The organism is Natrinema halophilum, from assembly GCF_013402815.2.
In the GTDB taxonomy this organism is placed as follows: Archaea; Halobacteriota; Halobacteria; order Halobacteriales; family Natrialbaceae; genus Natrinema; species Natrinema halophilum.
The window spans coordinates 2,765,783-2,789,813 of the sequence record NZ_CP058601.1; the positions used below are offsets into that span (position 1 = coordinate 2,765,783).

The following is a 24,031-nucleotide window of genomic DNA, read 5'->3' on the forward strand; positions in this document are numbered from 1 at the left end:
CGGCGGAGCGTACTCGGACGGTCAAACCAGCGGCTCGAGCAGTTCCTCTCCTGCCTCGAGCAGTTCTCGAACCCGTTCTGCATCGGATGCTTCGGCGTAGACCCGCAATACCGGCTCGGTTCCGCTGGGACGGACGAGCAGCCACGAGCCGTCGGCCAACAAGAGTTTGAAGCCGTCGGCAGTGTTTACATCTTCCACTGTGGTTCCGGCGACGGTCTCGGGGATCTCGTCTTCGAGGTCCGACAGGACACGGTCTTTCTCATCGTCGGGGCAGTCGACGCTCGTCTTGTCCTGGACGACGGTGCCGTGATCCTCGAGCAACCGGTCGATCCGCTCGTCTAACGGTTCTTCGGCGTGCATCGCGCCGGCGAGCAGCGCCATCAGGACACCGTCTTTCTCGCGGACGTGACCCCGGACGGTGAAGCCGCCCGATTCCTCGCCGCCGATCAGTGCGTCGCGTTCGGCCATCGCCCTGGCAACCCACTTGAAGCCGACCGGGACCTCGTGGACGGTCTCGCCGTGGGCCTCGGCGACTCGATCGATCAGGTAGGTAGTCGAAACGGAACGGACGACCGAACCCGACTCGTCCTCGAGCAGGTACTCGTAGAGCGCAGCGAAAAAGAGATTCTCGTTGAGATATCCCCGTTCGGGCGTGACGACAGCGATTCGGTCGGCATCGCCGTCGTTCGCGATTCCGAGGTCCACGACACCATCGGAGTCGCCGTCCGTAACCGTCGCGATCAGCGCATCGAGATTCTGGGCGGCGGGTTCCGGAGAGCCGCCGCCGAAATCCGGATCGCGTTCGCACCGCAATCGTTTCACGGAAGCGCCGGCGCGCTCGAGCAAGGCGTCGGTAGTTCCGCGACCGCTGCCGTGGATGGCATCGTAAGCGACGGTCAGTTCAGAGAGGTCGGCACTGCCGGTGATCCCCTCGACGAGAGCCATAGCAGCGTCGGCGTGTGGCTCGGCGAAGTCGACCTCGCGAGCGGTTCCGTGGTCGTCCTCGGGGAGCGGATCTGGTTCGGCCAGACGATCCGCGATGGCGTCGGTGACGGCCGGCAGGGCCGGTGCGCCGTCGTGGGGAATGAATTTTACGCCGTTGTACTCGGGCGGATTGTGTGAGGCGGTGATCACCAGTCCGCCGGCGAGGTCGCGGTCGACGATCGCGTAGGCGACAAGCGGGGTCGGCCGGTCCCGGTCTGAAAGCAACACGTCGAAGCCGTTCGCACAGAGCACTCGCGTAAGTTCTTCGGCGAATCCTCGCGACGTTTCGCGAGCGTCGTAGCCCACCGCGATGGGGCCCTCGAGGCCCTCGTCAGCGAGATACGTCGCGACCGCTTGCCCAACCATCCGAACCCGTGGAGTCGTAAACTCCTCGAGTGGCGCCCGCCAACCGTCGGTGCCGAAGCGAATCGTCTCCATACTTCGGTGGTCGAGAGCCGATGCGAAAAAGGCGACGGGCCAATACAGTATCCGTGAACGGAGCCGAACGGGATTTCACCGCCGATTTCGGCGGTCGGCTTCCTGACGGGAACGGTAGTATCGGGTCTCGAGGAGGCGATCAGGCATCGACGTCTGCGAGACGTTGTTCGAAGAGGCGTTCGCCCGTCTCCTCACAGGTGACTGCGACGACTTCGTGGGACGTACAGCAGGATTCGACGACTTCCTCTCCCATCTGTACGTCGCCACCGGACGGACAGGTCTCGAGGAACATCCGAAGGCTGTTGAGCACCTCGCCTTTCGTCCTGGAGTCGTACTCGCTCCAGTCGTCGACCCACGATTCGAGAGCCTGGCTTGCGGCGACGTCCGCGATCACGGCGGCTCGAGAGGGCCAGCGGCCGGCAACTACAGAGCCGGAAAGCAAAACTCGGGTCTCGTCGCGCGTCTCGAGATCGAACTCGTCAGGATCCGCATCGAAGCCAAAGGCATCGACGGCCGCCGCAGCGTCGATGCCCGATTCGTCGAGCGGATCGATCGCGGCCAGCCAGGCGGTTTCGAAATCGTCCGTGAGACAGAGGTCGTCCCTGTCCGAACACGGCTCGAGAACGTCGTGCTCGACGAAGAACGTCTCGAGATCGACGGTGGCCGGTTCGTCGCCGTCGTCGCCGACGTCGCTCGAACCGCCGTCACTCTCTGCGGGGCCGACGGTAGCGTCCTCCTCGAAGACCGACTCGGTGGCGGAACCATCCGATTCCCGCTTCGGTTGGTCGCGCTCCGGGTCGCCGATTTCGGTCAATTCCCCGCCGTCATCCGAGCCGAGGCCACTCGCCATCGCAGGATCAGGATCCTTGCCGAACCAGCGCAGGACTTCCGGTGGAAGGTAGCGTTTGGTCAGCGTCGGCGTACCGGGGACGAGATAGCCGCGGAGATAAATCAGGGTGATCGACACCGCGACGGCGAGGGCACCGCCGAGGCGGGACTTTCGCGCGACGACGGAGCCGATCACCGCCGCGATAACGAGGTTCAACACGGTACAGGGTTCACACCGGTTTTCGCCGGTGTATTCGGGCTGTTTGAGATCGTCGACGACGTCGAGTTGCATCTCGAGTATACTGTCATACCCAGTATACATCTATTTTTCGAACACGGTCGGAGGGATACTAGCATCGAGCGAGGCGGTCGCCGTCGAGTCAGCACAAAAAGCGGGCATCCCTCACTCGAGGTCAATGAGCTGTTCTTTCTGTGCGCGACTCAGTTGTTTGATTTCGTACTCGCGCGACATCGCCGCCGATTTCGACTCGAATCGTTCGTGGTATCGAAGACGAACTGGCGTCCGTCCGCGTGTATACTTGGCACCCTCGCCTGCGTCGTGTTCGGCCACCCGTCGCTCCAGGTCGGTCGTATAGCCGGTGTACAGCGATCCGTCGGCACACTCGAGGACGTAAACGACGTGATCGGTCATCCGCTGTGGGCAGGGACGGGTGCCTAAAAAAAGCGTCCCGTCTGTGAGGGCGCGTGGTTGTCGGTCGTGGTTCGTCAGGTACCGTGAGCGCGCTCTTTTGCAGCTTCTGCGATGCCGGCGTTAGCTGAACAACTGATGCATGCGTGGATTTTTCCGTGTTTGTCAGCGAAGACGCGTGCGAACTGTTCGGAGACGTGCGCGCCACAGTGGTCACACTTGGGCATTGGTCACACCGGCCGAAGCCGGTACATCAATCTATTATTCGACTGGCTAAGTAAGTTTCTCCCAACACCGTTTGGCTTTTCGATTGTAAAAAGTAATTTTCTACTATCAAGTATACTCTTCAGTCGCGAGCCGCGGCGATCGTTCGGGCAATCAGGACGGCCTGCGCTCCGGCGACGAATCCCGCATCGATGTTGACGACCGAAAGAACGGTACAGGACTGAAGCATCCCGGCGAGCGCCCCCTCTCCGTCGCCGGCGTAGCCGTACCCGCTCGAGATCGGAACGCCGATCACCGGCGTATCCACGAGGCCGGCGACGACGGTCGGCAGAGCGCCCTCCCGGCCGGCGGCGACGATCAATACGTCCGCATCGCGGAGCCGTTCGAGTTGATCGAGCGTTCGAGAAAGCGCCGCGACGCCGATGTCGTCGACTCGATCGATCGTTACCCCCGCATCCAAACAGACGGCTTCGGCCTCGGCAGCAACTGGGCCGTCGACCGTGCCACCGGTAGCGATCCCCACCGCCGCGTCGATCGACGGCGGCTCGTAGTCGGGAGCCATCACTCGTACCGTCGTCTCCCGCCGCTCGATCGTCGCATCCGGGATCGTCTCGTCGACGTAACTCTCGAGCGCTTCGAATTGAGGCGGAGATATCCGGGTGAGTAACGCGCGATCCGTCGTTTCCAGAGCGGTTTCGGCGAGTGCGACGATTTGGTCGGCCGACTTTCCCTCGGCGAAGATCGCCTCTGGGACCCCGCGACGCTGGTCGCGGGCTGCATCGAACCGGCCCGCATCGCCGGTTACGTACCCGTTGAGTTCCGCTTCAGCCTGGGCTGGCGACAGCGAACCGTCAGCTACAGCCTCGAGGAGTTCTCGCATGCTCGTCCTCTGCGGCCGAGATACTCGAATCCGTCGACCTGTTCGCTCGACCGGCGACCAGTTCGTCCCACCAGAGGTGCTGCGAGCCCCGGAGGAGCGCGCGCGAGCGCTATTTTGGCGTTTCCCGGTGGAGAAATCCGTGTCGGCCATTCATCAAACATATACTTTCCGGTGGTCCGGCCGGTCGAAACAGCCGAATGAACCGCTGCATCCCCCGTATTTCCGCTACTAACCAATAGATTTATATGAGGTAACGCGAAACGGATACATCGTATGGCAGACCTTATCGTCAAAGCCGCCGTTAAGGAAGCGCTCGATGACAAAAACGTCGCCTCGGATTTCTACGACGCACTCGACGAGGAAGTTTCCGAACTGCTCGACGACGCTGCCCGACGGGCAGAGGCCAACGACCGAAAGACGGTTCAGCCTCGCGACCTGTAAGGGACGCCACTCGAAATTTTTTCGATCGCTTCGCGACTAGCGACGTAACCGTCCGGACAATGGATCGGCCGTCGAATGGACCCCGACACGTGACATCTCCAGCGTCGGGGATACCCGATGGTCGCTCCAGTTGCCGGCTCGCGTTTTTTGCCGTGTGCCATCGTACCTCCGGAATGCATGTTGCGCAAACTCTTGATCGGCTTTGGAATCGTCGAGATCGTCAAGCCGGAGCCGGTCATCAGGATGTGCGAGCGGATCGGCCTGCGGAACCCGGAGGCCACCCAGCGACGCCCGCTTGCGCTTACCGGCGCTCGACTCGAGGGGCTGGCGTTCGTCTGGCTGCTCGCCCGCGGACGGACGGGATCAACGCTGATCAGCGGTCTCCTCGGACTGGCTGGCATGGTGCTCGTGATGGTTCCGCAACCGGTTATCACGGTCAGTCAACACCTCGTCTACGCTAACACGGACGATCTCGAGTTACAGCCGTGGGTGGTTCCAGCAGCGCGTCTGCTCGGCGTCCTCTACCTGACTGTAACGCTGCTCTCCCGAGACACCGATAGAGATGTCGTCGACGTGGAGAACGCAGAGAGCGACGACGACGCCAGCGACGGCGACACGACAGCAGGACGTCGGCTTCGGCTTCCGACACGGTAACGACCTCCAACGGCAAAACCGACGGCTTCGAACTACGATCGATGAATTGCACACGGGCTCTGGCAGCCGGATTCGGCCCCCTCGGGGAGATCGCTCCGAACCGGCTCATCGGCGTCAGCGAACGGCCGTATCCGTGAATTCCGGCGATAGGCGGTTGCGATCCTCGACGATTCCGATTGCCCGTTTTGGGCTTTCCTTCGTCCGGCTGGGCAGACGGAAAGCGAGTCCATCAGCGGTCAGTGAACCGGTATCTGTCAGTCTCGGGGTTCGTTCTGACGTTGTTTCCCCGGACGACCGTCGAACGAAATCTCGACCTCGATTGCGAAAACGCCGACGAACTCGAGCTGAGAAGGGGGATAGTACCATCGATGCGGGTACTAGAAATTATCTGCGTATTCGCTGGCAGTTCCGGCATCGGTCGATGCGCCGACTGATTCGGCTATGGAGAGCAGTGACTGACGCGATACCAGTTTGTCCACCGTAACGACGTCGTCCGTTGTGTCGCAACGGGAGAACCACATTCGTCTCAGTACCGACGGGTGTCGACTCCGTCTTCGGAACCGACGTAAGTCATATCGGCAAGACCGACGAACAATCCGTGTTCGACAACACCCGGGAGCCTCGAGAGTTGCATCGCTAGACCGTCTGGGTCGTCGATCGCACCGAACGCGCAGTCGAGTACGAGGTTGCCATTGTCGGTCACGATCGGTCCGTCCTTTCGTTCGGCGTTCCGGAGCATCGGCTCACCGTCGAGTTCTCGAATGCGATCTGCCACCACGGAGTGGGCGTCGGGGAGAACTTCGACCGGGACCGGATTGTCGAGTCTGTCAGTCAGTTTCGAGGGATCAGCGACGACGACGAACCGGTCGGCCGCCGAATCGACAAGTTTCTCTCGCGCGTGGGCCCCACCGCCGCCTTTGATCAGTGCGCCGTGTGCCGGTGCATCGGGAGCATCGACGATCTGATCCGCACCATCGATCGCAACGTCAACGCCGTCGACTGCATCGAGGTCGGTCAGCGGAATTCCGACCTCGAGAGCGAGTTTGCGGGCCTGAAACGAGGTGGGAATGCCGCGAATCTCGAGGCCGTCGTCGACGGCACGACCGAGCGCCCGGATCGCGCAGGCGGCCGTCGAGCCGGTGCCCAGACCAACGACGAACCCGTCTTCGACCGCCTCGGCTGCACGATCGCCGGCGCGACGTTTCGCTCCGTCGGAACCACCCTCCGTCTTCATGGCTATGCAAGCGAGCGGCGACGCCAAAAACGTTGCATCTCGTCGTCGGCCCTCAGAGGTCGACGCTGTCGAAGCGCCAGATTCCGAGCCCGAGTGGCACCAGCGCCCAGGCTGCAAGCAGGACAAATCCGAACCACGGCTCGGCGATGAGCGGGAGGTTCTCGGGACTAAATCCGTTGGTGTTCGCGAACTCGGTTGCGTTTAACAAGGCGCTGGTCGCGGAATTAAAGGCGCTATCGGGCGGCACCGAAACGAACACGAGATACCAGTCAGGCATCGGTTGCGCGAGCATCTCACCCTCGATGAAGTGCATCAAGACCAGCCCGATGGTCCCCCAAAGGAGTTTGAACAACACGATAAATCCGAACGCGCCAGCGGCCGCTCTGGTCGTCGACCGCGTCATCGAGGACAGTCCGACGCCGATACAAACGTAGACGAACGCGAACAGTACCGTCATCAGGGTAAACAGGACGTAGTAGCGAAGCGAGACCGAGCCGACGAAGGCAAAGAGGGCGACCAATCCGACGGCAAAGCCGACCAGAATCGACACGACGACGACGCCCGTCCGACCGAGGATCTTCCCGAGAACGACGTCCCGTCGACGATGAGGAAGCCCGAGAAGGAACTTGAGGCTCCCGCTCTCTCGCTCGCCGGCGATCGCACCATACCCGACGAACAGCGCAATGATTGGGACCAGATAGGACGCCGGTGTCTGCAGCGCGATGAGCAGATCCAACGTCGAACTGCCGCCGCCCGACCCAAAGATCGACGATGCCTCTGATGCGAGGTATGAGCCGCCGACGGTAAACAGCGCAAAGAGGAGAGTCAGACCGATCAGCGCACGCGAACGAACGGCGTCCTGAAAGTCCTTTTTCGCGACGATGATCGAGCTCATTGGACCACCCCCATCTCGTCTTTTGCATCAGACGTGTACGCGACGAACAGCTCCTCGAGCGATGACTCGCCGGTTTCGAAGTCCTCGACGGTCACGTCGTGGTCTTCGATCGTCTGTAGTACGCGCGTCTTCGCATCGCTCTCGCAGGCGACGACGAGTGTCCGTCCGTCAGGAGTCACTGACGAAACGCCATCGAGCGCTTCGACGGCATCGATCACGGCCGAAGAGGCGTCGGGGCTCTGATCGAGCGTTACCCGCAGCTGGGTCTGGGTCGGCATGGAGTCGCGGAGACCTTCGACGGTGTCTTCCGCGATCAGGTCGCCGTCACGGAGGATGCCGACGCGATCGCACACCGCCTCGACTTGTCCGAGAACGTGCGAGGAAAAGAACACGGTCGCGCCGCGCGATTTCTCCTCGCGGATGATTTCGCGCATCTCGCGGGCTCCGTTGGGATCGAGTCCCGTCGAGGGTTCGTCGAGTATCAGGAGGTCCGGGTCGCCGACCAGCGCCGTCGCGAGCATGAGGCGCTGGGACATCCCCTTCGAGTACCCACCCGCTTTTTTCTCGGCCGCATCTGCGATACCCACCCGCTCTAAGAGGGCGTCAGGGTCGTCGTCGGCCGCCTTCGATTCGATCGCGAACTCGACGTGTTGGCGGCCGGTGAGTCGGTCGTACAGTTCGGCCCCCTCGGGAAGGATTCCGGTCCGTTCACGGATTTCGAGGCTCTCCGACTGGGCGTCGAGGTCGAACACGCGCACCTCGCCGTCAGTCGGCCGAATGAAATCGAGGATGAGATTGATCGTCGTCGACTTACCCGCACCGTTCGGACCGAGAAACCCGTAGATTTCTCCGCGCTCGACGGTCAAGTCGAGTCCATCAAGCGCCGTCTCCGAACCGTATCGTTTCGTTACGCCGTTGATATCGATTGCATCCATCGTTCAATTATCCTGTCGTACCATTCCAATACATAAGTATCTTGTTTGGTATATGATCACTAGCAAATAAATATAGATCGGATCTCCAGAACGGTCGTAACGGCTCTACCGGTCGAGTGCCACACCAAGTCGTAAGGGAATATCCACACCGGGAAGAGACTCGAGGAACCGCAGCGAAAGGGGAGTAAAGAACGGGATGGAGGAGGAAGGGAATCGAGACCAGAAGCGGAGTGAGGGAGCGAACCGACAGGCGGCGACGGGGGCGGCACGCGACCAGGACATGGAGCGGTCGGAAATCCGAATCGGACATTGGGCCGAGACGATCTGTGCCCGCGTAACACGCGCAAATCGACTCGAGACTGCGCGGAACTTTTTTTGAACAGTCCGTGGTCGAACGCGCATGGCGTCTTCGGACACGGCCGTTTCTCTCTCGAACGTCCGGAAAACGTATCGGATCGGCGAACCCGTCCACGCACTCGACGGTGTCACTCTCGAGGTACCACGCGGGGCCTATATCGCGATTATGGGGCCGAGCGGCTCCGGCAAGTCGACGCTCATGAATCTCGTGGGCTGCCTCGATACGCCGTCCGAAGGAACCGTGGTCGTCGGCGGTCGCGATGTCGGCGCGCTCAGCGACCGCGAACGCACCACCCTCCGGGGAACCGAGGTCGGATTCGTCTTCCAGACGTTCAACCTCATGCCGAGGCTGGACGCGCTCGAGAACGTGGCGCTGCCGCAACTGTTCCAGAACGTCGACCGAGCGACACGGCGGGACCGAGCGCGGGACCTCCTCGAGCGCGTGGGACTGGCCGATCGGGCGGACCATCTACCGAACGAACTGTCCGGCGGACAGCGACAGCGAGTTGCGTTGGCTCGGGCACTGATCAACGATCCAGCGATCGTACTGGCTGACGAACCGTCAGGGAATCTCGATACGGAGACTGAAAGCGATATACTCGACCTCTTCGACGAATTTCACGGGGGAGGGACAACGATGTTGGTCGTTACCCACGAGCGCCACGTCGCCGAACGAGCAGATCGAATCGTTCACCTCCTCGACGGGAAAATCGAACGAATCGAGGAGCTCGATGGTGCTGATGAACCGACAGCGGGATCGGCGCCAGATCGGGAACCGGGGGACGACACGGCATGAACCCGCTCGAAAGCCTTCGGCTGGCGTGGCGATCGATCCGCGGCCACAAGCTCCGGTCGGCGCTGACGACGCTTGGAATCGTAATCGGAATCGCCGCGGTGATTGCGTTCGTCAGTCTCGGCGCGAGCCTGCAAGCGGGAATTATCGGCGACATCAGTCCCGACGACCAGCGCAGCCTCTACGGCTGGGCAGCCGAACCGAACACCGAGGGCGGACCGCTGGCGGGTGCCCAGCCCGTCTTTACGCAGGATGACCTCGAGGCCGTCGAGGAACTCGAGGACGTCGAAGCGGCCTACGGCTACGCGACGATCCAGACGCAGGCACTCTCTGACGGCAACGAGACCGTCGCACAGGGGAATGGGCTGGTCGCATCGGGGCCGTCGTACATCCGCGAAGAGCAGTTGGCCGAGGGGAGACGGTTCCAGATGGGTGAACGAGAGGCGGTGATCAACCCCGCAGCAGCGGGCCAATTCGAAGAGAACGTCACCGTCGGCGATGAGCTCACCGTGGCGTTTCTGGGGGGCCAGCGCACCACGATCGAGGTGGTCGGCATCACCGACACCAGCGAGGGGCTGAGCCCGTTCGAAGGATTCGAGTCGTCGCCTCGGGTCTACGTGCCGACCGATCCGTACTACACGGAGCAGGCGGCCAGACTCGGGTTCGGCGGCGGGAACGGCGATACCGCGAACGGAGGAGGGGACGACCGCGGCGGTGGGAACGAGAGCGCCACCGACGACCCGGCACGCTTCCTCGCCATCGTCGTCGAGGCACCCTCCGACGATCAGGCGGCCATCGACGCCGCCCGCGAGGCTGCAGTCGACTACCTCGAGAGCGACCGCAGCGACGCGAGCGAGCGCATGGGAGACGACCTCGAGGTACAACTTCGAACGAGCACGGAGTTGCTCCAACAGCTTCAGGACGTGCTCGATCTCCTCCGGAACTTCATCGTGGGGATCGCTGCGATCTCATTGCTGGTCGGCTCGATCGGTATCGCGAACATCATGCTCGTCAGCGTCACCGAACGGACCCGCGAAATCGGTATCATGAAAGCCGTCGGCGCACAAAACCGAGACGTCCTCGGGCTGTTCCTGACCGAAGCGGTGATTCTCGGGGTGATAGGCGCGATACTGGGAACGGGACTGGGACTCGTCGCCGGGTATTTCGGGGCACAGTACATCGACCTCCCGCTGGTCTATCCCCTCGAGTACGTCGCGCTCGCTATCGTCGTCGGAATGCTCGTGGGAGTCCTCGCCGGACTGTATCCGGCCTGGCGGGCCGCGCGCACGGATCCGATAGACGCTCTCAGATACGAGTAGTCCGACCGCTGATTCGATCGGCCTCGATCGTCCGCTCGATCGGTCGGGTTACCGGGCCCGATCCCGGTCTCGGTCCCCGTCTGAGTTCCGGTTCCCGGTGGATTCCGAGGGGCCCAGGTTCTGATCGCGATCGGCGTCCCGATTCGACGGGCGGTCCGTTTCCGAGTCGTGATCGTGATTTCGGTCCGGTCTCGAGTCGCGGTCGCGAATGGGAGCCGCATCGACGGAGCGGGCGGATCGATCCGACGCCGATTCGATTCCGATCGTCTCTCGAGTCCGCCGTCGCTTCGTCGGATATTCGTCCGCGAAGTACGCGCCCAGATACCCTCCGAGTGCGGACAGACCGACTGTATAGAGGAGGAAAAACAGGAGCATGCTGACGATCATAATCAGGAGAAAGAAAACACCCGCTGCGGGGGCTCCACCGACGAATCCGAGACCGAACCCGAGAAAGCCGAGCACGAGAAACCCGCCGATCGCGATCGGGAGGAACGCGACTGCCCCGGCCAGAGCGCCTACTTTCGTTCCGGCACGTTCGTCTGGGCCCTCGAGGAAGCCGGCGACGGCACCGCCGATGACGGGCGACAGCGGAATAAACGAGAGGACGACGCCGACGACGGCACCGATGAGCGCGTTGACGGCGGTTCGACTACGGACCATGCGTTACTAAACGCGCGGCACCGAGAAAAGTGTCGGTGGTCGTTCGTGTCAGAAATCGTGTCGATAGGGCCGACAGCTAGTCGTCTGCGGTCCGCGTGTCCGACTCCTCGAAGGCCACCTGCGTCTCTTCGGCGTCGTCGGGCGTCGTCTCGAGATCCTTCTCGATAATCTCGCTGAACGAGGCGTCGCTGTTTACCTCGTCGGCGAGCAGGTCGACCGCTTCGACGAAGACCGCGACGATCAGCGGGCCGACGATGACGCCGATTGCGCCGAGGGTGAAGAGTCCGCCGGTGAAGCCGACGAAGTAGAGGCTGCCCGAGAGCCCCGCAGAGCGCCGGGCCAATCGCGGCCGAACGGCGACGTCCGGGAGCCAGCCCACGAGGACGAGTCCCGACACGCCGATCAGGACCGCCGCGACGAGATCACCCACGACGACGTGATAGAGCGCAATCGGAGCGATGAGCAAGCTCGGCCCGACGATCGGAACGAACTGGAGGACTGCAGCGAGAATCGAGAGGGTCAATGGGGCGTCGTATCCGAGGCCCCAGAATAGGGGGTAGGCGACCGCCATCGTCGCGATCGACGTCGCAACCTGCAGCACGTAGATCGCATACAGTGTCTCCCGTGCCCGCGTAGCGAGCGCATACACGATGTATCGATAGCCGTAGGGAATCGGTGCGACGGCGGCCCGGCCCGCCTCGTCGCCCTTGAGCAAGAGCCCGAACAACAGAACGACGAACAGCGCGAACTTGATCGCGAGCACCGGTAACGCCAGCGCAAACGACGTTGCCCCACTGCTGATCGTGTCGACAGCGAGTGCCTGTACCTGGCCAGCCTCGACCGTGTACGCCGCGCCGAGGGCCGTGATCGTAAGCTCCTGCGGGAGTCCCTCGACGACCGCCAGCACCTGCTCGATCCGGAAGTAGAGCGCGACGACCACCGGCGAGAAGACGGCGATCGCGCTCAGAAAGCCGATCAAGGTCGCGACGATGGCGCTCGCCCACTCCGAGAGGCCGCGCCTGACGAGCCAGCCGTGGACCGGGACGAGAACGTACGCCACCGTGAGCGCAAGAAGGATCGTCCCGAGTACCTTGAGCAGGATACCGGCGGTCACGACTCCGAGAGCCGCGACGACCCCTGCGAGAACGTATCGGTGACGCGCGCTCGCGGTCCGATCCCCGGTCCCTGTCACAGAACGTGCCTCACGTGCGCGCGGCATAACCTTTCGGTCTCGGTGACCGTCAATCACGCTGCTTAAGACCACCGAGTGCAACCACCGCGTAATGAAACGGCGGATGTTCGTCGGTGCAGTCGGTGGAAGCGCGATAGCCGGAGTCGCCGGCTGTCTGACTCGCGATGGGGGAGAAAACGGTACGAACGGCGGAACTGACGATGCGGAGCCTGAGAATCCCGATCTCGAGGGAGAACTGACCGTCGCGACCTACACGTCGATGGTCGACAGCGACAACTCGGCCGGGCCGTGGCTCAAGGAGGCATTCGAGGCGGAGTATCCCGACGCGACGCTTACGTGGACCGTCCCGAGTCAAGGTCTCAACCGCTACATCAATCGGGAGCAACAGGATGCCGATATTGAGGCGGACGTCTACTTCGGTCTCAACGTCGACGACCTCGTTCGGATCGACGATACCCTCGGTGACGGGGGCCTCCTTCGAGAGCTCAACGTCGATCGAATCGACAACTCGGAGCGGATCCGCGATCGGCTCGATATGGGCGATCCGCACGGACGGGTACTCGCCTACGATACGGGCTATATCAGCCTCGTCTACGACGAAACCGTCGTCGACGAGCCAGAAACCTTCGACGATCTGCTCGAAGCAGATTATCAGGATGCGTTGTTGGCCCAGAACGCACAGCACTCGGATCCCGGGAAGGCGTTCCTCCTGTGGACCATCGACACCTACGGCGAAGACGGCTACCTCGACTACTGGCGCGACCTCGAAGCCAACGGCGTCAGAATCCTCGACGACTGGACGGAATCCTATACCGGATCGTACATGGAGGAAGAGCGGCCGATGGTCGTCTCCTACTCGACAGATCAGGTGTACGCAAACGAGTACGACTACGACATGAGTCGACATCAGATCGGGTTCCCGAACGATCAGGGGTACGCAAACCCCGAGGGAATGGGAATCTTCGAGCGCGCGTCGGAACTCGACCTCGCCTACGCCTTCCTCGATTTCGCCCTCTCGAGCGATGCGCAGGCCGAAATCGCCCAGCGAAACGTCCAGTTCCCGGCCGTCGCGTCGGAGCACGTCGACCTCGATCCCGAGTTCGACCAGTACGCCCACGAACCCCCGGAATCGGTGACGTTCGGCTACGATGCCCTCCGGGGCAACCTCGACGGCTGGGTCGAGGACTGGGCGCGCGAGTTCGCCGGCCGATAGGCCGATGGCCCGATCGAGAGCGTTCGAGCGATGGTCCCGAGTTCGAGCGGGGGCCACGGCCGCTCGCGACCGTCTCGAGCACCACGCACTTTGGCTGACAGCGCTTGCTACGGCGGCCGTCCTCGCGGTCATGCTCTACCTCCCGGTCGGCGTCGTCTTTGCACACGCCATCCTCGATGAAGGGCGGCTCACGCTCTCTCAGTTCGCCGACGTTCTTACCGATCCGTTCTACGTCGGCGTCCTTGCAGACCTGTTCGCCGAGCCGCTGGCGGTTCGAGAACACGTCGTGGATGTCGTCGGCTGGCTCGCGGCCGTTTCGGTCTCGATTTCGGTCGAAACGCCGATCCCCGGGCTCGACGTCCCGGTGCCGTGGCTGCGAGTCGTCGCACCCGACGTTCGAACGGGATTGTTCGGGTTCACCGCCTATCAGGCGGCTCTCTCGACCGTCGCGAGCGTCCTGCTCGGACTGCCCGCCGCGTACGTCCTCGCGAACTACGAGTTCCGGGGGCGAAAGACGCTGCGATCGCTGACGATCCTCCCGTTCGTGCTTCCGGGAATCATGGTCGCCGTCGGTTTCTACGCGATGTTCGGGCGGGCGGGAACGCTCAACGAGCTGCTCGGAATCGTCGGATTCGGTCCGTATTCGTTCATCGAGGCGAATCCGCTCGCAATCGTGATCGTCGCTCACGCGTTCTACAACGCGCCGCTCGTGGCGCGCATCACCGTCGCAGCCTGGGAGTCAGTCGACGTTCGGACGGTCGAGACCGCTCGCAGCCTCGGTGCGAGCCCTCGCCGCGCGTTCCGCGACGTCGTCGTGCCCCAGCTCCTTCCGGCGGTTCTGACCGGCGCGTTGCTTACCTTCATCTTTACGTTCATGACGTTCCCCATCGTCCTCGCACTGGGCGGCTTACAGCTCGCGACCGTCGAAGTCTGGATCTACGACCGCGTCCGCCAACTGGCCTACGGCGAGGCTGCCACACTCGCGGCTCTCGAAACCCTCCTCTCGCTGGGTTTGACCTACGCGTACCTTCGATACGAGTCCGCACAAACGGGACTGGCTCGAGCGACGTCCGCCCCGTCACGCCAGCCGCTCTTTCCGGATCTTCAGACGGCGCTGTCACCCCGGCGGCTGGCGATCATCGGCTACGGACTCGTCGCATTGGTCGTCTTCGCCGGACCGATGGGAAGTCTCGTCGTCGGCAGCCTGACGGACGGCAGTGGTCTCACGCTGCGACACTTTGCGTTCCTGCTCGAGCGCCAGTTCGAGGGCGAATCGTATCAGACGCTGCCGGTGGTCGCGATACGAAACTCGCTTCTCTTCGGCGTCGCGACGCTCGTCGTCGCCCTCCCGATGGGCGTGGTCGTCTCGACAGTGACGGTCCGTGCCGGCCGCGGTGGGAAGATCGTCGATACGCTGGCGATGGTTCCACTGGCGGTCAGCGGGGTCGTCTTCGGCATCGGTCTCCTGCAGGGGCTGGTCTTCGGAATTCCACTGCCCGGCGGCTGGCGATTCCAGGTAACGGGTGCGGTCGCGATCGTCGCCGCTCACGCCGTCGCGGCCTATCCCTTCGTGACGCGAAACGTCTCGCCGCTCCTGTCGAATCTCGACCCGGCGTTGGTCGAATCCGCTCGCGCCCTGGGGGCCTCCAGATATCGTGCGCTCGTCGACGTGGAGCTGCCGCTGGTAGCCAGCGGCATCGTCGCCGGCGCGGCCTTCGCGTTCGCCATCTCGATCGGCGAATTCTCTTCGACGGTGATATTGACGGGCGGCGGTGACACGTACACGATGCCCGTCGCCGTCGAGCGCTATCTCGGTCGCCGCTCCGGTCCCGCGATCGCCATGGGAGCGGTCCTGCTATTCGTGACCGCTGCGAGCTTCGTCGTCGTCGATCGCGTCGGCGGGAGGTTCGAGCGATGACGACGCTTCGACTCGAGGGCGTTTCCAAAGCCTACGACGAAACCGTCGCGCTCGAGTCCGTCGACCTCACGGTCCGCGACGGGGAATTCTTCACACTCGTCGGCCCCTCCGGTTGCGGGAAGACGACTACCCTCCGAACGATCGCCGGATTCGAGGAGCCCTCTGCCGGGAGCGTTCGCTTCGATGGCCGGGAGATGGCCGGCGTCGCGCCCGAGAACCGAAACGTCGGCGTCGTCTTCCAGAGTTACGCGCTGTTTCCCCACATGAGCGTCGCCGAAAACGTCAGCTACGGATTACGGTTTCGGGACCCGCCCGACGGAACGACGGTCGACGAACGGATCGCGGAGTTACTCGCGCTGGTCGACCTCGAGGGAATGGGCGAGCGCAGTCCCGACCAGTTATCCGGCGGTCAGCAACAGCGGGTCGCGCTGGCTCGGGCGCTCGCACCGGCACCCGATCTGCTCTTGCTCGACGAGCCGATGAGCGCGCTCGACGCGCAGCTACGGGAGTCGTTACGCCGGCAGATCGCGCGGATCCAGTCCGAACTCGACATTACGACCGTCTACGTTACCCACGATCAGGCCGAGGCGCTGGCGGTTTCGGATCGCCTCGCAGTGATGCGCGACGGCCGCGTCGAACAGGTCGGTCAGCCAGAGGCTATCTATCGAACGCCGTCGACGCGGTTCGTCGCCGAGTTCGTCGGTGACAACAACGTCTTCGACGCGACGGTGCGCTCGAACGATCGGGATGGCGCTCGAGTGGTCGTCGACTGCGAGGCGTTCGATATACCCGCACTCCCCGACGGAAGCGAGCGCGCGACCGTCTGCGTGCGACCGGGTGCGCTCTCGCGAACCGCCGACTGCAACCGTATCTGCGTGGCGGTCGAGACGACTGAATTTCTCGGCGAGACCGTCCGCGTTCACGGTCGGTGGAACGGACGCGCGATTACGTTACGACTCGAGGACGTCCCCGACGGCGATGAACTGGCCGTCGGCTTCTCGCCCGAGGACGTCCACGTCGTCGCCCCGCAGTGAGTCGTCGGCCCGCTCGGACGAACTGGAATGAGCAAGTGATCGCTTTTCCGTATTCCCGTGGTCACACTAGACATGCACGTCACCCGTCGGCTCCGGATTGCCGTCGAACGGAGAGAAGTCGCCGTCGGGGCCCCGATAACCATCCGCGTTCGTGATACTCGCCGACGGCCCGTCGAGGGGGCCCTCGTCACGACCGGAATCAAATCGGTGCGAACGGATGAACGTGGTCTGTGCAAATTGCGGTTCGACTCACCTGGATTCTGGAAACTCGTCGCTGCGAAATCTGCGAGCGATCGCGTCGAGTACGAGCCAGCGTCGGCACTCATACGCGTCGTTCCGAACCGGGCTGCGCTTCGGCCCCTCGGACGGGTCGGCTACCGATAGCGATTGGCAGACGAAGTCGTCGCCAGTTGGAACCAACCGGGCACAGCGTTATGCCGCTCGCGGCTGTGTGGTGCTCTATGGCAGATACGAAGGACGGTCGAAACAAACAGGCCGACGACGCCGATACGCGCCAGCGCAAGCGGGAACTCGAGGAGGAACTCGAGCGGAGCGACGAAACTGAACCATCCCTCGAGGACGAAGCGGACCAGGCTGACTCGGCGGACGGGGACTCCGAGAAAACCAACGAGGCGGACGGGGACTCCGAGAAAACCAACGAGGCGGACGGATAACCGCTGGTACCCGAAACTACGCCGGCGACAGCCCCCAGAAGAATGCGATTCCCAGGACGGTAACGACCGACAGCAGCAACTGCAGTGGCGCGCCGACCCGGACGAAGTCCAAGAATTTGTAGCCACCGGGGCCGTAAACGAACAGGTTTGTCTGGTAGCCGACCGGCGTGAGAAACGCGGTCGAGGCCGCGAACGTGACCGCCAGTACGAACGCGAAGGGGTCGGCACCGATCTGTCTAGCCGTCTCCACGGCTACCGGGAGCATCAACACGACGCTCGCGTTGTTCGAGATGACGCCCGTGATGAGCCCCGTCGCGAGATAGAACACCCACAGAACGCCGAGCACCGGCAGATAGGCTCCCGTCGCTGCGACGAGGCTGCCCAGTAGGTCAGCGCCACCGGTCTGCTCTAATGCCATCCCCAGCGGGATAATCCCGGCCAGCAGGAAGATCACGTCCCATTCGACAGCGTCGTAAATCTCGGTCGGCCTGAGAACCCCCGTGGCTACCATCGCGACGACACCTGCGAGGGCCGTCACGAGAATTGGGAGCGATAACGCAGACAGGCCCTCGAATGCACCGATACTCGTCAGACCCGCGAGGGCGGCGCCGACTACTCCCCACGGCACGGCGACAAAGCCGACGACGCCGACCATGATGGCCGCCGCGTGGGGTATCTTTTCGGTCCGGTAATCCGGCTCCTCGGGTTCGTGTGCGACGATGAAATCGTCGTTCTTCGAGAGGCGGTCGATGCTATCCGGCGCTGCCTGGATCAGCAGCGTGTCGCCGACGCGGATTCGACGCTCGTCCATGTTACTCCGGACCGTCTCGCCACGGCTCCGGAATGCCAGTACAGTCGCATCGTAGCGCTGGCGGAACGTCGAACTCTCGAGCGATTCGCCGACGAGAAACGAGCCTCGCGGGACGACGATTTCGACGAGGGTCCGATCGGATACTTCGTCTGGCTCTATGTCCGCCGCGGTTTGTGGATTCCCCGCGAGGGTGACGGTCTCGCGGTCGACGAGTTGCTGGACGGTGGCACGACCGGCGCGCAATCGCAGCAGATCGCCAGCCCGGATCGTCTTCTGGCCGATCGGCTCGATGAATTCCTCGCCGTCGCGGACGACCTGCAGGATGTCGGCGTCGAACTCGACGTAGTCGATGGCGTCGTCGACGGTGGTGTCGACGAGCGGCGAGTTGGCGTCGACGACGACTTCGGTCAGGTACTCCTCGATCGCGTACTCCTGGACGTAGTCCTCGTCGACGGGGACCCGTTCCGGAAGCAGTCGATGGCCGACGGTGAGGAGATAGAGGCTGCCGACGACGAGGACGACGATGCCGAGTTTCGTGAACTCGAACATGGAGAAGGGGTGGTCGATCAGGCGGGCGGAAACGTCGCTCGCGAGGATGTTCGTCGACGTGCCGATGAGCGTAAGCATGCCGCCGAACATCGATGCGTACGAGAGCGGTATCAGGAGCTTCGAAGGCGAGGTCTTCCCCTGATGTGCGATGTCGGAAACGACGGGAACGAGGATGGCAACGACGGGCGTGTTGTTGATAAATCCCGATATCGGACCGCTGACGCCGATCGTTGCAAGCAGTTGCTTATCGAGATCGTTTCCCGCGAACGCGGACATCTTGCGCCCGAGTATCTGAACGACGCCAGTCTGGCTGATCCCCGAACTGAGAATGAGCATCGCCAACACGGTGATCGTGGCGGAGTTCGAAAAGCCCGACGTGCCTTCCGCCGTCGAAATTTCGGTGAAGTTCACTACGCCGTCAACTCCGAGCACCATCAAAAGCACCATCACGAGGATAGCGGTCACGTCGATCGGCAGGAGTTCGGTCACGAAGAGGACAAGCGCGACGAGGATGATGGCGAAAACGACCAGCATCTCGGGAGTTACCGCGAGCGAACCGGATTTACTGGCCAGCGGAATCGCACCGATATCGAGCGGGAAAAATCCGGACACAGTTGACAGTCCGAATTCCGTGACGGTCACGCTTGAAATACTCGGTTCTATTGTGACGAGAGCCGTGACCGGAACCGCTCGAGACCGACGTCAAGCATATCGGGGCTCACCGTCTGAAATTCGCCGTCGTCCGGCAGATACGGACGAACGGAGTCCCAGCTGTCTCGGGCGTAGCGTTCGTCGAGCAGGACGCGAACGCCGACGTCCTCGGGGCTTCGGATGACGCGTCCGATAGCTTGCCGAGCCTTCCGAACCGCGGGGATCGTCAGTGCGTACGTAAACCCGTCGCCGAATTCGTCGTCGTAGGCCCGGCGGACGGCTTTCGTTCGGGGACTCGAGGTGTTGACGATCGGGACGCCACAGACGACCGCCGCGGCGAGTCGGTCGCCGCTGTAGTCGACGCCCTCGGTCAGCGTCCCACGCAGGCTGGTGACGAGAACCTTCCCGTCACCTGAGAAGAACTCGTCTTTGAGCAACTGAGTCGTCTCGTCGTCGCTTGCGGCGTCGAGCAAGACGGGCTTGTCGACTCGTTGTTCGAGGACGTTCCCAATCCACTTGGCTTCGGCATAGCTCGGCATTCCGACGAGGACGTTCCCGGGGAGTCGAGCGACTTTCTGGACGGCGTCCGCGTAATGGGTTCTGGTCGGATTCCGCTGGCGTTGTTCGCTCGCGTCACCCGAGCCAGGGTGTCTTTTACTCGCCTCGTCAGGACTGCCGCGATTGTCGTACGTGAACTTCGGCGCGGCGACCGCGAAGCTCTCTCGGTTTTCGGCAGGGAAGTGAAGGCCGTACCGACGCTCGGTGACTGGTCGATCCTTAGCGCGCTCGAGGTACTGAAGTCCCGTCACCTCGGTGAAGGCGTCCATCGGCTCGAGCGTCGCGCTCATCAAAATACCACCGCCGAAGGAGGCGAGTCGGGAGCCGATGGCGTCGCTCGGAACGCAGTTGTGGAGACCGAGCCTGGCGTTGTAGGCCCGCCGCCACGAGTCCGTCGGTTCGGTCTCGTCCCACGTGCGCTCGAGTTCGATCTCGCGGAAGTAATCGGTGTGACCCTGGCGGTACCATTCGCCCAGGATGCGGCCGACGGCAGGTACGGCGCGAGTACGATCTTCGTCTTCGGCCTCGTTCAGAATCCGCGCGACGACCGCTCCGACGGCCTCAGCGCGGACCCAGTCTGCATCGCCGTACCCGGCTTCTCTGGCCCACTCGGTGAGTTCGTCTTCGGCGGGCTCTGCAGGATCGCGAAGCGGTATCTCTTCGTCGGTGAGGTCGTTCAGATTCGACTGCCATCCCCTGTGTTTCCGGTCGAGAAAGTCAGTCACTCGACGGTCCAGTTCGGCACGGAGATCCCGAACGAACTCGAGTGTCCGATTGAGTTCCTCGTAGGAGACGTCGCTGTCGTTGAGTTCCGCACGGACGAGGTCCGCGTCGGCGGTCTTGGACCCGCCCTGAACCTGCCGACCCTCACGCTCGAATTTGATCGGCTGGATTACCCGGGAGAGTTCCGTTTCGGCATCACGTAACGTCGAGTCCGCGATGCCCTCACTGACGAGGTCGCGAACCCGGGGCTCCAGCATGTGTGCTTCGTCGCAGACGACGAACGTCGAGTCGTCTACTAAGGCGCCCGTAAAGGAACCGACCGTTCGCGGATCGAAGGCGTGATAGTAATTTCCGATGACGACCTCGACGTGGCCGAGGGCGGCCCCCATCACGGAGTGTGGACAGGTTCCGTGGCTGGCCGAACGGGCGACTAAATCCTCAGGCGTGACCATACCGGCGGCGGTGAAGTCGTATGGAACCGCTTCGGCGACGTCTCCGTCGCTTCCCCCGTCCGGCAAATCCTCGAGATATTGCGCGTAAAACGGGCAGTACTCGGTTTCGGCACCGACGGGACCGCCCTCGCCGTACTCGGGCAATTCGGTTGGATAGGGTGTCGGTTCGCCCGCGGTTTCGAGGAAGGCGCCAGTCGATCGGGCTCCGCTGTCGGCCAGCCCGATCTGCTGGCTTCGAGCGCGGGCGGTCAGGTTTTGTGCCGTCGTCTCACCGCCTTCGCCGGTGAGATCCCGAGTTCGCTCTCGAAGGGACTCACAGCGGTCGTAGACGGTTCCGTCGTCGAATCCAGCTTTTCGCTCGCGGTTGTACGGACAAACGTCGGCTTTGCCGACGAGCGTGAGTCCCGAAACCGGGTCCCAGTCGGAGGGCAAGTTCGCGTTGATCGTCTCGAGGTCGGCCTCGAACTGACGCAATTGTTGTTTGACGCTCGTGAGAACGAGGACGCGCTCGTAGTCGGTCTCCGGATCGCGCACGAGCTCGATTCCCGCTGTGAGCGCGATCATCGTCTTTCCAGTGCCACAGGCCCCCTCGATGACGGTGTAGCCGCCCTCTCGTGCGGTGTCGATGGCAGTCTCGATGCCGTCGACTTGCGGATCGTAGGGGCTCTCGTGGCCGAACACCGTCCGCCAGTTCGTCATGCTGCCCGTACTCATCGTCGGTCAGTCATAGGGTTGACGGACCACGTTGGGCCGGCATCGTCCGTAAACCTGCGGCCCTCGAGATCGAACAGAGATGAAAGGATAACGGGAGAGGAGTGGGCAACGGTGTCGTCGCGAGCCGACTCGACGGATCGATTACGTCCTACGAGTGGGATACCGACGGTGACGGATACTACGGCGAGTACGAGGACGCATCGAGCGGAGAGACGACAACTCTCTCGTTTAGCTCCGATGGGAGCTATACTGTCCAGCTGCAGGTGTCCGACAACGGAGGTGTTAGTTCGACGGCTACGGCGACAATTCCGGTGAGTCTGCCGCCAGAGCCCTCACTTACTGCGTCGACTGAATCCATAGGCCGGAATCAGCCTGTGACGTTCGATGCCAGCGATTCGATCGATCGAGACGGGACGATCACGAAATACATCTGGCGGTTCGAGAACGGCGAGATAAAACACGGCGAGTCGGTGACACGATCGTTCTCTGTACTCGGCCAACAAGAGGTGACGCTGATCGTCGTCGACGACTCGGGACACCGGGTCGAAACGACGGGGACAGTCTCCGTCTATCCGAAACCGTCGGTAGATATCGCAGTCCAACCCACGGAGCCTATCGCGGGAACGCCTGTTCAGTTCGAGGCTCGTTCCGACGACCCGATCGACACGTACGAATGGGACGTCGACGGAGACGGTAATACGGATTACACGGGTAGATCCGTCGAACATACGTTCTGGAAATCTGGTGATCACACGGTACAGGTGACGGTAGTAACCGAGGAAGGCATCGTCAATAAGACGTCACGCGTAGTCTCGGTCGATCCGGAGCGTCGTTCGAACTCACGTCGAACCTCGAAACGATCGAGGCTGGCGAAACGGCCGTCGTCACGTTCAGCGTGACTAACAACATCCCAGACCGACCCGTCGATGCCCGCTTGCAGCTCGATCTGCCCTCGACTGGCGTCTCGATCGCCGGTGTCGAAGGCGACAGCGTCGAAAGTCGGAGTTCGACGAACTTCGTCACCGTCTCCGGCGGTGAACAGAAATCGCTTCGTGTCAGAATGCGGTTCAACGAACCCGGCGAGTACCAGATCAGTGCACAATCAGCGTACTACTACGGAAACAAGTCGAACGTCCAGCAGAAAGCGATCAAACCGATCTCGGTGTCGGTAACTTCAAGCAGTTCCGTCGACGGCACGCCCGGATTCAGTGCGGTCGGGACCCTCCTCGCGCTCTGTTTCAGCGCGTACGCCACAGCGCGGAAGTGTAGAAATTGATCTCGCCAATTTTCTGGACGGCTTCGAATAACACCGTTTCACTGGGCGGGTTCGGATAATACCGTTTCACTGGGTGGGTTCGGATAATACCGTTTCACTGGGTGGGTTCGGATAATACCGTTTCACTGGGTGGGTTCGGATAATACCGATTCACTGGATGGCTTCGAATAACACCGTTTCACTGGGTGGGTTCGGATAATACCGTTTCACTGGGTGGCTTCGAATACCACTGTCCCGGGGAAACACAACCTCTTCCCGTCACCGGCGATAACGATCGATATGAACGATTCGTTCGACGTCGACCGCTGGCGCGACGATCTCGAGTCGAAACGCGCCGAGAAAGACGATTTTTTCGCCGATCATCCGCAGTCGCCGATCCCGCCCGAAGAACGCGACTCGTTCGACGGCCTCGACTACTTCGAGCCGAACCCGACCTATCGCGTGACTGCGATCGCGAGGGTTTCCGACGACCCAGATGTCGTTCTGATGGATACCACCGCGGGTCGTGAGATGCGCTACCGCCGGACCGCGACCCTCGAGTTCGATCTATCGCGGGCGGACGGCGACCTGGAAGACGGAACGTTCGAACTCGGAGCCTACCGACAGGAGAGTCCGAACGAACAACCGCTGTTCGTCCCGTTCCGTGACAAGACCACCGGCCAGCAGAGCTATCAAGGCGGTCGATACATGGAACTCGAGTCGGAGAAAGCGCTCGAAGACGGCGACGAAATCGTTGTCGACTTTAATCTCGCGTATTCCCCGTTCTGTGCCTACAGCAATACCTTCGACTGCCCGCTCCCACCGGAGGAAAACTGGCTCGAGGTCGCGATTCCGGCCGGCGAACGGCACGAGAAGTGAGTGCGTAATCTTCGCCTTCTCCACCGCATGTATCATACTCAGTCCAAGGAATATGCTCATTTCTCCTCTAATTAGTACGGCCGTTGGTCGTCGCGAGTAAGAGAAGGGAGTAAGAG

Annotated in this window: 25 protein-coding genes; 13 read left to right on the forward strand and 12 right to left on the reverse strand. The window is 62.4% G+C overall.

The window, feature by feature from the left end:
* Positions 1–21: 21 nt before the first annotated feature.
* The 5 genes from HYG82_RS34105 to larB all read right to left on the reverse strand — a co-directional run bounded on the left by HYG82_RS34105 (position 22) and on the right by larB (position 4,004).
* On the reverse strand, positions 22–1,422 hold the full coding sequence (locus HYG82_RS34105) for a phosphoglucomutase/phosphomannomutase family protein (RefSeq protein WP_179261593.1): 1,401 nt from the start codon (positions 1,420–1,422) through the stop codon (positions 22–24).
* A gap of 139 nt (positions 1,423–1,561) precedes the next feature.
* Positions 1,562–2,542: a DUF8054 domain-containing protein gene (locus HYG82_RS34110; protein WP_179261595.1), complete on the reverse strand. Its 981-nt coding sequence runs from the start codon at positions 2,540–2,542 to the stop codon at positions 1,562–1,564.
* A gap of 111 nt (positions 2,543–2,653) precedes the next feature.
* The gene (locus HYG82_RS34115; RefSeq protein ID WP_179261596.1) at positions 2,654–2,902 is read right to left on the reverse strand and encodes a GIY-YIG nuclease family protein; all 249 of its coding nucleotides are present in this window, start codon (positions 2,900–2,902) and stop codon (positions 2,654–2,656) included.
* 74 nt (positions 2,903–2,976) lie between these two features.
* On the reverse strand, positions 2,977–3,126 hold the full coding sequence (locus tag HYG82_RS34120) for a DUF7563 family protein (protein ID WP_179261598.1): 150 nt from the start codon (positions 3,124–3,126) through the stop codon (positions 2,977–2,979).
* Between the two features lie 119 nt (positions 3,127–3,245).
* Positions 3,246–4,004 (reverse strand): nickel pincer cofactor biosynthesis protein LarB, encoded by a 759-nt coding sequence (larB, locus tag HYG82_RS34125; RefSeq protein WP_179261599.1) that lies wholly within the window; start codon positions 4,002–4,004, stop codon positions 3,246–3,248.
* A gap of 273 nt (positions 4,005–4,277) precedes the next feature.
* On the opposite strand from larB, the gene HYG82_RS34130 reads away from it, so the two are divergent.
* Positions 4,278–4,445 (forward strand): DUF1931 family protein, encoded by a 168-nt coding sequence (locus HYG82_RS34130; RefSeq protein WP_008013450.1) that lies wholly within the window; start codon positions 4,278–4,280, stop codon positions 4,443–4,445.
* Positions 4,446–4,622: 177 nt separating this feature from the next.
* Positions 4,623–5,099, forward strand: coding sequence for a hypothetical protein (locus tag HYG82_RS34135; RefSeq protein ID WP_179261601.1), 477 nt, complete (start codon positions 4,623–4,625; stop codon positions 5,097–5,099).
* A 526-nt stretch (positions 5,100–5,625) separates the two neighbouring features.
* On the opposite strand, the gene rpiA is transcribed toward HYG82_RS34135, so the two are convergent.
* The 3 genes from rpiA to HYG82_RS34150 are packed head-to-tail and all read right to left on the reverse strand — an operon-like array spanning position 5,626 to position 8,163.
* A complete protein-coding gene (rpiA, locus tag HYG82_RS34140; protein ID WP_179261603.1) occupies positions 5,626–6,333 on the reverse strand; it encodes a ribose-5-phosphate isomerase RpiA in 708 nt (235 codons plus the stop codon).
* A 52-nt stretch (positions 6,334–6,385) separates the two neighbouring features.
* Positions 6,386–7,228, reverse strand: a complete 843-nt coding sequence (locus HYG82_RS34145) for an ABC transporter permease (RefSeq protein ID WP_179261605.1) — start codon at positions 7,226–7,228, stop codon at positions 6,386–6,388.
* Positions 7,225–8,163, reverse strand: coding sequence for an ABC transporter ATP-binding protein (locus HYG82_RS34150; RefSeq protein WP_179261607.1), 939 nt, complete (start codon positions 8,161–8,163; stop codon positions 7,225–7,227). The genes HYG82_RS34145 and HYG82_RS34150 overlap by 4 nt, the downstream gene beginning before the upstream one ends.
* Before the next feature lie 196 nt (positions 8,164–8,359).
* Between HYG82_RS34150 and HYG82_RS34155 the strand changes: the two genes are divergently transcribed.
* The 3 genes from HYG82_RS34155 to HYG82_RS34165 are packed head-to-tail and all read left to right on the forward strand — an operon-like array spanning position 8,360 to position 10,632.
* Positions 8,360–8,542, forward strand: a complete 183-nt coding sequence (locus tag HYG82_RS34155; RefSeq protein ID WP_235217692.1) for a hypothetical protein — start codon at positions 8,360–8,362, stop codon at positions 8,540–8,542.
* A 21-nt stretch (positions 8,543–8,563) separates the two neighbouring features.
* Positions 8,564–9,316, forward strand: a complete 753-nt coding sequence (locus tag HYG82_RS34160) for an ABC transporter ATP-binding protein (protein ID WP_179261609.1) — start codon at positions 8,564–8,566, stop codon at positions 9,314–9,316.
* The gene (locus tag HYG82_RS34165; protein ID WP_179261611.1) at positions 9,313–10,632 is read left to right on the forward strand and encodes an ABC transporter permease; all 1,320 of its coding nucleotides are present in this window, start codon (positions 9,313–9,315) and stop codon (positions 10,630–10,632) included. The genes HYG82_RS34160 and HYG82_RS34165 overlap by 4 nt, the downstream gene beginning before the upstream one ends.
* Before the next feature lie 48 nt (positions 10,633–10,680).
* Here the strand turns inward: HYG82_RS34165 and HYG82_RS34170 are convergent, their stop codons facing one another.
* On the reverse strand, positions 10,681–11,292 hold the full coding sequence (locus tag HYG82_RS34170; protein ID WP_179261613.1) for a DUF5518 domain-containing protein: 612 nt from the start codon (positions 11,290–11,292) through the stop codon (positions 10,681–10,683).
* 76 nt (positions 11,293–11,368) lie between these two features.
* On the reverse strand, positions 11,369–12,511 hold the full coding sequence (locus HYG82_RS34175; protein WP_179261615.1) for an AI-2E family transporter: 1,143 nt from the start codon (positions 12,509–12,511) through the stop codon (positions 11,369–11,371).
* Between the two features lie 64 nt (positions 12,512–12,575).
* On the opposite strand from HYG82_RS34175, the gene HYG82_RS34180 reads away from it, so the two are divergent.
* The 5 genes from HYG82_RS34180 (at position 12,576) to HYG82_RS34200 (ending at position 17,323) form a co-directional block, all read left to right on the forward strand.
* Entirely contained in the window at positions 12,576–13,697 is a 1,122-nt protein-coding gene (locus HYG82_RS34180; RefSeq protein WP_179261617.1) for a thiamine ABC transporter substrate-binding protein, read from the forward strand.
* A gap of 4 nt (positions 13,698–13,701) precedes the next feature.
* A complete protein-coding gene (locus HYG82_RS34185; protein WP_179261619.1) occupies positions 13,702–15,615 on the forward strand; it encodes an ABC transporter permease in 1,914 nt (637 codons plus the stop codon).
* The gene (locus tag HYG82_RS34190) at positions 15,612–16,649 is read left to right on the forward strand and encodes an ABC transporter ATP-binding protein (protein WP_179261621.1); all 1,038 of its coding nucleotides are present in this window, start codon (positions 15,612–15,614) and stop codon (positions 16,647–16,649) included. The genes HYG82_RS34185 and HYG82_RS34190 overlap by 4 nt, the downstream gene beginning before the upstream one ends.
* A 72-nt stretch (positions 16,650–16,721) precedes the next feature.
* A complete protein-coding gene (locus HYG82_RS34195) occupies positions 16,722–17,033 on the forward strand; it encodes a carboxypeptidase regulatory-like domain-containing protein (RefSeq protein WP_179261623.1) in 312 nt (103 codons plus the stop codon).
* Between the two features lie 77 nt (positions 17,034–17,110).
* Positions 17,111–17,323 (forward strand): hypothetical protein, encoded by a 213-nt coding sequence (locus HYG82_RS34200; protein WP_179261625.1) that lies wholly within the window; start codon positions 17,111–17,113, stop codon positions 17,321–17,323.
* A 16-nt stretch (positions 17,324–17,339) separates the two neighbouring features.
* On the opposite strand, the gene HYG82_RS34205 is transcribed toward HYG82_RS34200, so the two are convergent.
* Positions 17,340–19,217 carry an SLC13 family permease gene (locus HYG82_RS34205; RefSeq protein ID WP_179264511.1) on the reverse strand — a complete coding sequence of 626 codons (1,878 nt, stop codon included), beginning with the start codon at positions 19,215–19,217 and terminating at the stop codon, positions 17,340–17,342.
* Positions 19,218–19,342: 125 nt separating this feature from the next.
* A complete protein-coding gene (locus HYG82_RS34210; RefSeq protein WP_179264513.1) occupies positions 19,343–21,766 on the reverse strand; it encodes an ATP-dependent DNA helicase in 2,424 nt (807 codons plus the stop codon).
* Positions 21,767–21,882: 116 nt separating this feature from the next.
* On the opposite strand from HYG82_RS34210, the gene HYG82_RS34215 reads away from it, so the two are divergent.
* The 3 genes from HYG82_RS34215 (at position 21,883) to HYG82_RS34225 (ending at position 23,915) form a co-directional block, all read left to right on the forward strand.
* Positions 21,883–22,680, forward strand: coding sequence for a PKD domain-containing protein (locus HYG82_RS34215; RefSeq protein WP_179261627.1), 798 nt, complete (start codon positions 21,883–21,885; stop codon positions 22,678–22,680).
* Positions 22,677–23,057: a hypothetical protein gene (locus HYG82_RS34220; RefSeq protein ID WP_235217694.1), complete on the forward strand. Its 381-nt coding sequence runs from the start codon at positions 22,677–22,679 to the stop codon at positions 23,055–23,057. Before HYG82_RS34215 ends, HYG82_RS34220 begins: the two co-directional genes overlap by 4 nt.
* A 279-nt stretch (positions 23,058–23,336) precedes the next feature.
* A complete protein-coding gene (locus tag HYG82_RS34225; protein WP_179261629.1) occupies positions 23,337–23,915 on the forward strand; it encodes a DUF1684 domain-containing protein in 579 nt (192 codons plus the stop codon).
* The last annotated feature ends 116 nt before the right edge of the window (positions 23,916–24,031 follow it).